The 12527-nt window shown below is 69.5% G+C and carries 10 protein-coding genes and 2 pseudogenes; 9 read left to right on the forward strand and 3 right to left on the reverse strand.

Annotated features, from left to right (window positions below; all coding sequences use genetic code 11):
• Nucleotides 1–301: 301 nt before the first annotated feature.
• From AC5P09_RS44490 to AC5P09_RS44500, 3 genes and pseudogenes are all read left to right on the forward strand, one after another.
• A pseudogene (locus AC5P09_RS44490) lies at nt 302–723 on the forward strand (alpha/beta fold hydrolase); the annotation flags it as partial.
• Between the two features lie 34 nt (nt 724–757).
• Complete coding sequence (locus AC5P09_RS44495; protein WP_493879386.1) at nt 758–1468, forward strand: CocE/NonD family hydrolase; 711 nt, start codon at nt 758–760, stop codon at nt 1466–1468.
• Between the two features lie 218 nt (nt 1469–1686).
• Nucleotides 1687–2193 (forward strand): SigE family RNA polymerase sigma factor, encoded by a 507-nt coding sequence (locus AC5P09_RS44500; RefSeq protein WP_493879387.1) that lies wholly within the window; start codon nt 1687–1689, stop codon nt 2191–2193.
• A gap of 231 nt (nt 2194–2424) precedes the next feature.
• Here AC5P09_RS44500 and AC5P09_RS44505 read toward each other — a convergent pair whose 3' ends face one another.
• Nucleotides 2425–2688, reverse strand: a complete 264-nt coding sequence (locus AC5P09_RS44505; RefSeq protein ID WP_493879388.1) for a hypothetical protein — start codon at nt 2686–2688, stop codon at nt 2425–2427.
• A gap of 152 nt (nt 2689–2840) precedes the next feature.
• On the opposite strand from AC5P09_RS44505, the gene AC5P09_RS44510 reads away from it, so the two are divergent.
• The gene (locus AC5P09_RS44510) at nt 2841–4535 is read left to right on the forward strand and encodes a dolichyl-phosphate-mannose--protein mannosyltransferase (RefSeq protein ID WP_493879406.1); all 1695 of its coding nucleotides are present in this window, start codon (nt 2841–2843) and stop codon (nt 4533–4535) included.
• Between the two features lie 122 nt (nt 4536–4657).
• On the opposite strand, the pseudogene AC5P09_RS44515 reads toward AC5P09_RS44510, so the two are convergent.
• Nucleotides 4658–4776: pseudogene (locus AC5P09_RS44515) on the reverse strand (transposase); the annotation flags it as partial.
• A gap of 144 nt (nt 4777–4920) precedes the next feature.
• On the opposite strand from AC5P09_RS44515, the gene AC5P09_RS44520 reads away from it, so the two are divergent.
• The 3 genes from AC5P09_RS44520 (at nt 4921) to fxsT (ending at nt 8322) form a co-directional block, all read left to right on the forward strand.
• Entirely contained in the window at nt 4921–5361 is a 441-nt protein-coding gene (locus tag AC5P09_RS44520; RefSeq protein WP_493879389.1) for a hypothetical protein, read from the forward strand.
• 288 nt (nt 5362–5649) lie between these two features.
• Nucleotides 5650–6174: a P-loop nucleotide/nucleoside kinase family protein gene (locus AC5P09_RS44525; protein ID WP_493879390.1), complete on the forward strand. Its 525-nt coding sequence runs from the start codon at nt 5650–5652 to the stop codon at nt 6172–6174.
• 129 nt (nt 6175–6303) lie between these two features.
• Nucleotides 6304–8322: an FxSxx-COOH system tetratricopeptide repeat protein gene (fxsT, locus tag AC5P09_RS44530; RefSeq protein ID WP_493879391.1), complete on the forward strand. Its 2019-nt coding sequence runs from the start codon at nt 6304–6306 to the stop codon at nt 8320–8322.
• 182 nt (nt 8323–8504) lie between these two features.
• Here the strand turns inward: fxsT and AC5P09_RS44535 are convergent, their stop codons facing one another.
• A complete protein-coding gene (locus AC5P09_RS44535; protein ID WP_493879392.1) occupies nt 8505–9593 on the reverse strand; it encodes an endonuclease/exonuclease/phosphatase family protein in 1089 nt (362 codons plus the stop codon).
• Between the two features lie 279 nt (nt 9594–9872).
• On the opposite strand from AC5P09_RS44535, the gene AC5P09_RS44540 reads away from it, so the two are divergent.
• Nucleotides 9873–10319 carry a DUF7144 family membrane protein gene (locus tag AC5P09_RS44540; protein WP_493879393.1) on the forward strand — a complete coding sequence of 149 codons (447 nt, stop codon included), beginning with the start codon at nt 9873–9875 and terminating at the stop codon, nt 10317–10319.
• Nucleotides 10320–10473: 154 nt separating this feature from the next.
• Nucleotides 10474–12228, forward strand: a complete 1755-nt coding sequence (gene polX, locus AC5P09_RS44545; RefSeq protein ID WP_493879394.1) for a DNA polymerase/3'-5' exonuclease PolX — start codon at nt 10474–10476, stop codon at nt 12226–12228.
• Nucleotides 12229–12527 lie beyond the last annotated feature (299 nt).

The raw sequence follows: 12527 nt of genomic DNA on the forward strand, positions 1-12527 counted from the left end.
GTACTGGTGGTGCGCATCCTGCTGGGGTCGGCCGTCATGAAGCTGATGGGCAGGGCCGCTTGGTGGGCTCCGGGCCCACTGGCCCGCTTCTACACGCGGTACGGCATCAAGGAGGGCGACGTGCCGACGGACGCCGACAAGCCGGTTCCCGTCGGGGTCTGAACCCGGCGAAGAGGGGCCGAAGTGCCTTCCCCCCGAGGCACTTCGGTCCCTGCCGCGTCTTCGCGGCGTGAGCGGGGTACCTGCGGTGCCCGGCCGTGTCTCGGCCACCCCGCCGGCCGCTCACTCCGCCCACCCGCCCGCCCGCGCGGCGATGATGGCGGCGGTGGTTCGCGTACTCCTGGGTCAGTCGCCGCAGAAGCCTGACGACCGGCTCGAACAGCACGGTGAGGATCACCGCTCGCTCGGCGAGCGCGGGCAGGCCGAACGGGCGGACTACGTGGATGAACTCCTCCAGGTGGGCAGCCGCCCCGGCTGTCCGACCGTTGCCCGGGCCGTGGACAGAACCTGCCCGGCCTCATCGCGGCCCGCTCGCGCTACCCCGAGGTCAAGGCCCCCATCCACCTCGTCCACGGCGAGAAGGACTGCTCCCGGTGGTCGGACCGGGAAGCCAACAGGGAGCTGCTGCCGGGCGCCGACTTCACGCAGGTGCCGAAGGCGGGCCACTTCGTCGCTCTGGAACGACCCGACCTGCTGGCCGACCTGTTGAACGCGGCGGCCTGACCGCCCCACGTCCTGGCACCCAAAGGAGCAGTACATGACGGAGATACAGATCGAGTTCGATGTTCCGGCAGAGATGCGTGACGGCACGGTGCTGCGCGCGGATGTCTACCGGTCTGGTGGTACGGGACCGTGGCCGGTGCTGCTGGCCCGGCTGCCGTACGGCAAGCAGACGCCCGTGATGACCGTCATACTCGATCCGCTGGCGGCGGCCAGGCGCGGCTTCCTGGTCGTCGTGCAGGACACCCGTGGCCGGTTCGCCTCCGAGGGGGAGTGGGAGCCGTGGACGCACGAGGAGAGCGACGGTTACGACACCGTACGGTGGGCCGCTGCCCTGCCCGGTTCGAACGGCTCCGTCGGCATGATTGGTGGCAGCTACTTCGGCAACACCCAGTGGATGGCGGCGCTGTCGAAGCCGCCGGAGCTGAAGGCGATCGCGCCGTTGATCACATGGTCCGATCCGGACGACGGGCTGTTCTCGCGCGGCGGTGCGATCGAGCTCGGCATCACCGTGCCGTGGTCCCTCATGCATGGCGCCGACACCCTGATGCGCCGTCACCGCACCGACCTCAATGGGCTCGTCAGCGGCATCACCGGGCTCGTGCGGGATGTCGACGGCCTTGCGAGCGGCGGTTACGGGGAGCTGCCCGCCGAGCGGTTTCCGGCGTTCGCCCGGCACGACCTCCCCGAGGTCGGCTACGAGCGTTCCCGGCGGGAGCCGGAGTGGGCGCGGTCAGGAAGAGCGTGAAGTCCCTGCGTGGTGAGTCCGGGCAGAGCGGCGTTTGGGCCGGTGCCGGTCAGGCTTCGACGGCTGCACAGGGGGAGGGCGCGGGCAGGCAAGTCGCGCCGTGGGCACCGTCAGGGAGGGTCTGTGTGAGCCAGACCACACGCCGGGGGTGCATAGCGGGGTAGGGGTCAGTGTCTTTATGAAGGTGTAGGGGCGTGTTGAAGTAAGGGACGACGCTGATGGGGCAGTTGCGGGCCGACGAGTTCGACCGGTTCGTGACGGCTCGGTGGTCGGTGTTGCTTCACCTGGCGCGGCTGCTCACCGGTGGAGACCGGCACCGGGCCGAGGATCTGCTGCAGGAGGCGCTGGTCAAGCTGTGGTTTGCCTGGCCGAAGGTGGGCGAGCAGGCGCCCGAGGCGTACGTGCGCAGGGTTCTGGCCCGTGCCGCGGCTCGTTCGTCACGGCGTCGTTGGTGGGGCGAGCACCCCGTGGACCAGCTGCCCGACCCGCCCGGGGTGGGAGACGAGACCGCCGCCGTGGATGAACGGACCCGGTTGGAGGCCATGTTGGCGTTGCTGCCGGCGCGGCAGCGGGCCGCGGTGGTGCTGCGCTACTACCAGGATCTGCCCGAGCGGCACGTCGCGGAGGTGCTGGGGTGTCCGGTGGGCACCGCCCGTTCCCTCACGGCACGCGGCGTCGCACGGTTGCGGCAGCTTCTGGCTGAGGCAGTCGAGCCGGTGGAGTGAAGAAGGAGCCATGGATCACTTCGAGCAGGAACTGGCACGGATGATGCGTGACAGCCAGGAGGACACGCCCTATGAGGACCGGCACCGATACCGGCTGAAAGCTGCTGTTCGCGCCCGACAGCGGGCCCGGACGGCCTGGATGGCCACCGGATCCGTGCTGACCGTTGCCGGACTCGGCGTCGGACTGATGCTCATGCCGAGCTCATTCGCTCAGGGCGGGTCTGCCGACCCTCAGCATCGCCCCGTCGCCTCTGCCGAGTCGGCCCCGATGCCGTCGACGGCCCGCTCCGCCTCCACTGCCAAGGGGGTGCCGATGCCGACCTGCACGTCGACTACCGGGCCGGTGCCGGTGCCGATGCCGTCGACTGTCCGTCCCGCTTCAACTGCCAAGGGGGTGCCGATGCCGAGCTGCACGTCGACTACCAAGCCGGTGCCGATGCCGTACCGCCCCTCAACGCCCGAGCCGGTCCCGATGCCCTCACGGACCTCAACCACCAGGTAGCGCCTTGCCAGGTCAAGCGGTCCTCGATGGGTCGGGGCTGCTTGAGCCGGAGTGACGACCACCGACCGCCGGGCCGCTGATCCCCGCTTGTCCTGCTCTCGACGAGTTGAAAGCTGACCACGTGATCCGTGAGAACGCGTCGGCCATTGTCGACGCACCGCGGAAGGCGGCGAACCGCCGGCCGACCTCCTGGGAGCGGCGGCTGCGCCTGTTCGGGTATGTGGAGCGGCCGCGTCCGTCCGTGCGCGACCGCCTGGTGGTGCCATTTCCCGAACCCGATTCGCGGCTGTGGCGCACGCTCGGGCTGTCCCCGGCAGCGGCGGGTCGGCCGGCGCGCTGGTCGGGGTGGGGCGGGCCGCTGTTGGTGGCGCTCCTGGCCGGGCTGCTGCGCGTTTGGCGTCTGGGCCGGCCGCGCGACATCGTCTTCGACGAGACGTACTACGCCAAGGACGCCTGGTCCTTGCTGCGGCTCGGCTACGAGAGCACCTGGCCTGACCGTAAGACAGCCGACCCGCAGATCCTGGCCGACCCCCAGGTGATCCCGCTCTCCGACACCGGGGCCTTCGTCGCGCACCCGCCGACGGGCAAGTGGGTGATCGCCCTCGGCGAGTGGATGTTCGGCCTCACCCCCTTCGGCTGGCGCTTCATGACGGCGGTGCTGGGCACGCTGTCGGTGCTGATGCTGTGCCGCATAGGACGCCGCCTGTTCCGCTCGACACTGCTGGGCTGCCTGGCCGGCGCACTGTTGGCCGTGGACGGCCTGCACTACGTGATGAGCCGCATCGCTCTGCTCGACCTCGTCGTCATGTTCTTCGTACTGGCGGCGTTCGGCTGCCTGCTCATCGACCGCGACCAGGCGCGGGCCCGGCTCGCGGAAGCCTTGCCGGCCGACGCGGATGGCCGTCCGGACGCACACACCGGTGACCATGCCGGGACTGGGCTGCGTCCCTGGCGGCTGGCCGCCGGCCTCTTCCTGGGACTGGCGGCCTCCACCAAATGGAACGGCCTGTACTTCCTCGCCTTCTTCGTGATCCTCGCCCTGTTGTGGGACGTCGGCGCCCGCCGCGTCGCCGGGGCGCGCCGCCCCTATCGGGCGGTGCTGCGCAAAGACCTCGGCTGGTCGGTGATGTCCCTGGTCCCGGTCGCTTTCGTGACGTATCTGGCGACCTGGACCAGCTGGTTCCTGTCCGACAACGGCTACGGACGACACTGGGCGGACGGCCGCGGCGGCACCTGGTCGTGGATCCCGGCCCCGCTCCGCAGCCTGTGGCACTACGAGTACGGCGTCTACCAGTTCAATGTGGGGCTGCACACTCCCCACAAGTACGAGTCCAACCCCTGGAGTTGGCTGGTCCTGGGCCGTCCTGTGCTGTTCCACTACGAATCGCCGAAACCCGGGTCGGACGGTTGCCATGCGACCGCCGACTGCTCGCAGACCGTCCTGGCCCTGGGCACACCGCTCCTGTGGTGGTCGGCCTGCTGCGCCCTCGTGTATCTGCTCTATCGGTGGGCGCTGCGCCGCGACTGGCGCGCCGGCGCCGTCCTGTGCGCCGTGGGCGCCGGTTACCTGCCCTGGTTCCTCTACCAGGACCGCACGATCTTCTCCTTCTACGCCGTCGTCTTCGTGCCGTACCTGTGTCTTGCCGTGGCGATGATGCTGGGCGCGCTGCTGGGCCCGCCGGGCATGCATGAACGACGCCGCAAACGCGGTGCGGTGGCCGCAGGCACGCTGGTGCTGCTCATCACCTGGAACTTCATCTACTTCTTCCCCATCTACACGGGTCAGACGATTCCGTATCCCAGTTGGCACGCCAGAATGTGGCTCGAGACCTGGATGTGAGCTCCGACCTCACGGTCTCCGACATGGTGTCCCACCCTGGCTGACACGGATCGGACGGGACAGGGCCGTGGCCCCCGGCCTCGCCCGCCCCATGCCATCCGAGGGTCTGGTGGCCTGCGCGTGGAGGCGGTGTCCGAGGCGAGGTGTAAGGACACGCCGCCCGGCAGTTGGTCACCTTGCCGGGGGTCTCGGTGTACTGCCGCGACACACAGGCCGACGCGTCGCCGCCCTTGAGGAAGCCGGGGCATCGATGATCAGCGGTCGCTCTGAAGAGACGGCCCCAGCGGAGGCGGTCAGCGCCAGGCCGGAGTGGGCCCAACACCTGACGGACACCGCCGACGTCGCCGAGGCCGGCCACGACGACCTGGAATGGGCCGACGCGGTGATGTTCGGCACCCCCACCCGCTTCGTCAACCCGGCCAGCCGGCTGAGGGCATTCATCGACAGCACCGGCCCTCTGTGGTTCCGGGGCGAGCTCGGGGACAAGGTGTACTCGGCCCTCACCGCCTCCAACACCGCCCACGGCGGGCAGGATCCGCCCTCCTGGCGCTGGCGAAGACGTTCCACCACTGGGGCGGCGTCATCGTGCCCCCGGCTACACCGACCCCATCCAGTCCCAGTCAGGCAACTCCTACGGCACATCCCTCGTGGCCGGGCGACTGTCCGCCCGGTGAAGTGGCCCTGCAGGCGGCCCGCTACCAGGTCCGCCGCGTCGTCGACACTGCGGCCTCCCTCAAGGCCGGCCGCGCCGCCTGATCCAGCACGGCACAGCGTCGGGGCCGGCCGCGGCGCGAGCAGGGTTCAGCAGGTTCTGGCGAGGAGATGAAGCCCACGATGCCGAAGTCGGGGCGTGTCTCCGCGTGGCGAAGCCATCGGACGACGCCCATGGGGGCGTCGGTCACCACGGTCCTCAGTGGTGGGCGTGGCCGTCCCGTGTGGTCTGCTCTGAAGCAGGAGGAGTTGTTGAGGAAGGACGCCGTCAGGGAGCACAGGCGCTTGTAGGCATAGGCGTACTGGTCGGCAGCCGAGCCGAGCCGGCGGCGCGCCCTTTTTGAAAGCAGAGAGAGCAGAGAAAGCAGTTGTCCTCCCCGTGGTTTCCCTGAACGATTCGGGTGTGACCACGTTGTTCCTGACAGTCGGCCTACCAGGGGCCGGAAAGACCACCAGGGCTCGGCAACTGGCCAAGGAGCACAGTGCGCTGCGGCTGACGCCTGATGAGTGGATGATCCCGCTGTTCGGTGAGCCGGATGCGGACGGGAAGCGCGATGTCCTGGAAGGACGGCTGCTCTGGCTTGGACTGGAGGCGCTGAGGCTGGGAACCGACGTGGTCCTGGACTTCGGCTGCTGGTCTCGTGACGAGAGGTCCGCGATCCGCTGGTTGGCGGAGTCCGTGAGCGCGTCTTGTCACCTCGTGTACGTGCCGGTGGACCATGAGACCCAACTCGCTCGGATCGCCCATCGCCGATCGACCACTCCGGATCAGACCTTCCCGATGAGCGAGGCGGACCTCTTGCACTGGAGGACGCTGTTCGAGGAGCCCGACGCCAGGGAACTCGAGGGGCACGAGATGGGCGATCCGCCTCCTGGGTGGTCGGGTTGGCTCGAGTGGGCCGCCGATCGGTGGCCGTCTTTCGCGTGACCGTCCGGCCCACATCCGGTGCTGCCGGTCCGCTGACGTTGGTCGATTCCCCTCGGGCGGTGTGGCCCCTGGGATAAGATCGCGCCGGCTGTTGATTGTTGCGGTCGCCGTCATACCGAAGAGGGAGCCATGTGGCGAACGCTGGCCAGCGCGGTGGCCGGTTTGCTCGTACTGTTCGTCGGCAGTCTTGCCTTCAACGCGGCGTCTGGGCAGAGCCGCTGGCCGGGGCCGCTCGACTATGTGCGTGTCCACCCGTGGGTGGTGCTCCTCATCCTGATACCCCTGTCCCTGATCGGGGTGTGGCAGGTGCCGCGCCGCGACCGTGCGCAGGACCCGCTCGCGCCCGCGGCGTACCGACTGCCGCCGCGCAACACCAACTTCACCGGCCGCGACGCCACGTTGCGGGACTTGCGGCAGCGCCTCACCTCGGGGAACGACGTCACGATGCACGTCGTGCAGGGGCTCGGTGGCGTCGGCAAGACCCAACTCGCGGTCGAGTACGCCTACCGCTACTGGTCGAAGTACCGGTTCGTCGGGTTCATGAACGCCGAGGACCCCGATCTGGTGGCGTCGCAGTTCGTCTCGCTGGCCGGGGAGCTGGGGTTGACGGAGGTCAGCTCCGACCAGGTCATCCCACGGGTGTATGGCAAGCTGCTGGACCGCAGGCCCTGGCTGATCATCTTCGACAACGGTGAGAAACCGGGCCCCCTCACGCACGCGCTGCCGTCGGGCGGCCTGGCGGGCAACGGCCATGTCATCGTCACGACCAGGATGAGTGGCTGGTCGAGCACAGCCGGCGTCATCGACCTGGGTGTGTTCGACAGGCGGGAGTCGGTGGAGCTGCTGGTCCGGCGGGTGCCCGGCATGACCGCGACCGTGGCGGACCGCATCGCCGAGCAACTGGGGGACCTGCCGCTGGCGTTGGAGCAGGCGGCCGGGTACATGGGCTACAACCACACGGCGCCCGAGGATTACGTGGCTCTGCTGACGTCGCGTCTGGAGGACATGATCGCGCAGGGCGAGCTGACCGACCGGCCGGCGGTGGCGGTCGCGTCCCTGTGGCAGCTCAGTGTGGACAGGCTGGAGAGGGACCAGCCCCAGGCGGTGCGGCTGCTGGAGCTGTGTTCCCTGCTGGCGCCGGAGCCGATCCCGCTGGACCTGTTCACCGGCAGCCCCGACATTCTGAACGTAGGCGTGGCCGACCCACTGGTGTGGGACACGACGGTCGGCGCCCTGGCTGGTCTGGGTCTCGCGAGGCGCGAGAACGCGTCCCTGCTGCTGCACCGGCTGGTGCAGGCCGCCATCCGGGCCGCGATGCCGGACGAGGCGCACACGGAAGCTCGGGTCCAGCTGTGTCGTGCGCTGCTCGCCGCCGTGCCGCACGACATCCACGGTGACCCGGATGCGCGGCCGCGGTGGCAGGAGTTGCTTCCGCACGTCCTTGCGGTGACCAAGGACGATCCACCGGCCGAGTGCGCTGCCGAGACGGCGGTGCTGCTGAGGCTGGCGTCGGAGTTCCTCATCCAGATCGGGGATTGCTCGGTGGCGCTGCCCCTGTGTGAGCGTGCCCTCGCGATCGACGAGTCGCTCGAGGGCCGGGATGCGGAGGCCGGCTTCGACCTGATCACCCTGGCCCAGATCCACAAGGACCTCAACGCGCCGGAGACGGCACGCCCACTGGCGGAACGCGCGCTGCGGCTGCACGAGTCCTGCCTGCCGGCGGACAGTCCCGCCATCGCGACGGACCTGGCCACGCTTGCGCGGCTACTGTGCATTCTCGGTGAGCACAGGGCGGCGCAGCCACTGGCCGAGCGGGCGCTACAGATCGACGAGACGGCGTACGGGCCGGACGACCCGTTCGTGAGCTTCGATTTGATTGCACTGGCGAACGTCCACGTTGACCTCGGAGACTACGCCACAGCCGTGCCGCTGATCTCGCGGGCGCTGCAGATCCGCGAGGCCAGATACGCGCCGGACCACCTGTACATCGGGTACGTCCTGCTGTTCAAGGCCCGAGTCCTGCACAGGTTGAACGACCCGACGGCAGCGGACCTCGCGCGCCGGGGTGCACAGATCCTGCAGACCCGACTGGGCAAGACGCACCCCAAGACCGTGGATGCATTCGCTCTGGTCAACGGTCTGCGTTGACGACGTCGGCTCAGTAGCCGACGAGTTGGTCAGCAACGCTCGTCGGGCGCGGCTGGGTCTTGTCCCGTTGGCCAGCTGCGGATCCTGGACGAGGCTTTCGAGGAGTGGACGCCAGTCCACTGAGCGGTGGGGCCCGCACCCCTAATCACCGGGGAGGGATGCCGCCCTGGCCGGGGGAGCGGTCAGTCGCGGTCACTGGCAGCGGTGAGGCCACTGTGCGGGGCCGCACCGGCACGCTCCTTCGTCGGCAGCAGCGCCAGCACGGCGACGACCGCGCGGTGATCCGTGCCCGGCACGGTCCGTTCGCCGACGGAGAGGCCCGCCAGGCCGGAGCCGTGCAGCACGTGGTCGAGCTGGACCAGTGGCGGTATGAGCGTCATGCCGACAGGCCAGGTGCGGGCCCATCCGTGGCCGAGTTCGGCGTGGGTGTCGGTGAGGCCTGACGAGAGAAGCTTGCGCATGGGCGCGTGGTCGAGGGAGGCGTTGAAGTCGCCCAGGAAGACGGTGTCCGGGCCGCTGCGCCGTGCGACGGAGGTGAGGGCGGTCATGTCCTGTGTCCAGCGCTTCGCGTCCCCGAGCGGGTAGTAGGTGTGGACGGCCACCAGCCGTACGGTGCGTCCGCCGACTCTCACGTCGGCGGTGGTCTGTGGCCAGGCGGTGTCGGCGTGCAGCGTGCCGCCGTCGGTCAGCGGGATCCGCGAGTAGATCGAGGAGTCGTACTCGGGGTGGAGTTCGTGGTAGGGCAGCAGCGTACTCAGACCGGCCTTGGCGAGTGCGGCAACGCCGGCGGACGGCAGCTGTTGCACGGCCAGGACGTCGATCCGCTCGGCCTGGACGAGCCGCACCAGGGCCCGCGGATCAGCTCCGCCGAGGTCGGCGTTGAGGCTGGCCACGCGCAACTCCGCTGACTGGGCCGGGACATGCTGCTGGTCCGGTATGAATCGCGGCACCAGCAGCGCGACTTGAGTTGCCGTGAGTAGTACGGCGACAGTCACCGCCCATCGCGAGCGGAGAGCGGGAATGGCGAGCATGGCGCTCAGCACGAGCACGCTGAGTGCGGCCGCGTAGGGGAAGAGCACCATGGGCATGGCGAGCGGTGTTCCCGCGTCCAGCCCCGTCAGCCGTACGACGAGCAGAGCGAACGGTCCGGCGAGCACGACGCCACAGCCCAGCAGCCCGAACGTCCGGCCGCGTCGGCCGCGTCGGCCGCCACGGTCGTTGGGCCGATGCCGGTCGGCGGCACGTGGGGTGCCGACGGCACTGTCCGTCATCTGTCCTCCACTCGGAAGTGCACGCCCGGCGATCATCCGGGCTCCCGAGATGGGACGGCAGGTGATGTACGTACGGTTGCGGGTCTGGCGTACTCGGTCGACGCGATGTCGGCGAACTCTTGGATGTGGCTGAGCGCCCACCGGCGGCCCCGAAACGGCCCGGTCGGCGCCATCCACAGCTCGGAGTGCCGACGGGGTGCCGTCGTGCCACGCTGAGAGGGATCACGTTGCTCGGGAGTTCGGCCGACAGGATGGCCCTGCCCCCCCAAGGAGTCCGGCATGGCCAGAGACGCCGTTCGATCCAGTACGGCGCATGCCCATCCGCGCCCGTGGCGTGCGCCCACGTCGGGCACCACCGTCTTCGCAGCAGCACTGATGATCTTCGGCGGGGCGATGGCGATCTTCGAAGGAATCACGGCGATCGCCGAGGACGACCTGTTCATCGCGACGCGCAATTACGTGTTCGAGTTCAGTCTGGCGGGCTGGGGCTGGGTGCACCTCGTTCTGGGCGTCGTCATCGCCCTTGCGGGCGGCGCCGTGCTCAGCGGAGCGCTGTGGGCACGCTTCTTCGGTGTAGCGGTGGCAGGGCTCGGCGCGATCGCCAACTTCCTGTGGGTGCCGTATTACCCCCTATGGGCCCTGACGTTGGTCGCCGTGAACGTCTTCGTCGTCTGGGCTCTGTGCATGGGCATGCACAGAGAGGCCGGCGACGGACGAGAGGCCTGAGCAGGCGGGCCAAGCAACCGGGACGCACGCACGGCTCCTTTCCCTGACTGTTTCGGCCGGCGTCCCCGGGCGGTGCCGCGCTGGAACCGGTCGGGGCCCACGTGGAATCGGCGCGGCCGGGTTTGACCGATGGCTCCGTGCCTACCCTGGAAGTGTGGCTCGGTCCAATGACGAGGTCGCCGCGCTGTTCCAGGAGTATGCGGACCTGATCTCGATCACCGGCGGGGACGCGTTCAAGGCGCGTGTCTACGAGAAGGCTGCCCGCGCGATCGGCGGTCACCACGCCGATGTCGGGAAGCTCGATGTGAAGGGCCTGCAGCAGATCCCGGGAGTCGGCAGGTCGATCGCCGAGAAAGTCGTCGAGTACTTCCGCGACGGCAGTGTGTCCGCCGTCGAGGATCTGCGGGCGAAGATCCCCGCCGGGGTCCGGCAGCTGACGGCCATCCCCACGCTCGGTCCGAAGAAGGCTTTGGCGCTCCACGAGGAGCTGGGGATCTCCTCCGTCGAGGAACTGGCCGACGCCATCCATGCGGAGCGGCTGCGCGACCTGAAGGGCTTCGGCCCCAGGACGGAGGAGAAGATCCTCCACGGCATCGAGCTCCTGCAGTCCTCCGGGGACCGCGTCCTGCTCGACGTGGCCCTCGACCTCGCCGAGGAGACCGTCGCCGGTCTGTCCCGGGTGACCGGTTGCCTGCGGTGCGCATACGCCGGGTCGCTGCGCCGCTTCCGGGAGACGATCGGTGACATCGACGTCCTCGTCGCGGCGACGAAGTCAATGCCCGTCATGCGGGCGTTCACCGAGCTGCCGTACGTCACGGAGGTCATCGCCCACGGCGAGAAGAAGACGTCGGTCCGCACCGGCAAGGGGCTGGCGATCGACCTGCGCGTCGTGCCGCCCGACTCCTGGGGCGCCGCCCTGCTCTACTTCACCGGCTCCAAGGCCCACAACATCCGCATCCGTGAGATCGCCGTGCATCAGGGACTGAAGCTCTCCGAATACGGGCTGTTCGACGCCGAGAGCGGCGAGAAGATCGTCTCCGCGACGGAGGAGGACGTGTACGCCCGGCTCGGTCTGCCGTGGATCGAGCCCACGCTGCGCGAGGACCGCGGCGAGATCGAGGCCGGGCAGCGCGGTGAACTGCCCGGCCTGGTCACGGAGTCCGACATCCGGGGCGACCTGCACACCCACACCGACCTCACCGACGGCCTCGCCCCGCTGGAGGAGATGGTCCGCTCTGCGGCGGAGCGCGGCTACGACTACTACGCGATCACCGACCACGGGCCGGACCTGTACATGCAACGCATGACGGACGAGCGGATGCTGGCTCAGCGCGATCAGGTACGGCAGCTCGACCGCGCGTACGGCATGGGGGGCGGCATGCAGTTGCTGCACGGTGTGGAGCTGAACATCGCTCCCGACGGCGGCGTGGACTGGCCGGACGGCTTCCTGGCGGGCTTCGACCTGTGCGTGGCTTCGGTGCACTCGCACTTCAACCAGGACCGCGGCACGCTGACCCGGCGGATCGTCCGGGCCTGCGAGAACCCGTATGTCAACATCATCGGTCACCCCACCACCCGCATCCTCGGCAAGCGGCCCGGCATCGACGCCGACCTCGACGAGATCTTCGCCGCCTGCGCCCGCACCGGGACGGCCCTGGAAGTCAACGCCCATCCGGACCGGCTCGACCTGCGTGACGAGGACATCCTGCGGGCCCGGCGGCACGGCGTGAAGTTCGCGATCGACAGCGATGCCCACTCCACCCTCCACCTGGCCCATATGCGATACGGCGTGGGCACGGCACAGCGCGGCTGGCTCACCGAGGAGGACGTGATCAACGCCTGGCCGCACACTCGGCTGCGACGCTTCCTGGAGAAGGGCGGCCGACCAAAGCGGCACTCTGCGGCATGACCGGACCGGCACCGGACCGGCATCGGAACCGGCACTGGACCGGTATCCGGAGGACCGGCATTGCGGCCCCCGCCGGTCTACGCCGCCGGTGCGGGCTGCGCGGGCGTGCGACGCGCCGCCGAAGCAGGACCCGGCCGCGGGTCCGATGCGCGTCGTGATCCCGGTGCCGGACGACACCACCGATCACGCGGTCGAGCCCGGCTCCGAGTACCGCTGCTCGTGATCCGGTGCCGGCGCGGGAGAAGGCCCGCCGGTGCGAAGCGCGGCGGGTTCCTCGCGCCCACGCCGAGCAGGGTCAG

It is taken from the genome of Streptomyces sp. a15 (genome assembly GCF_059026085.1).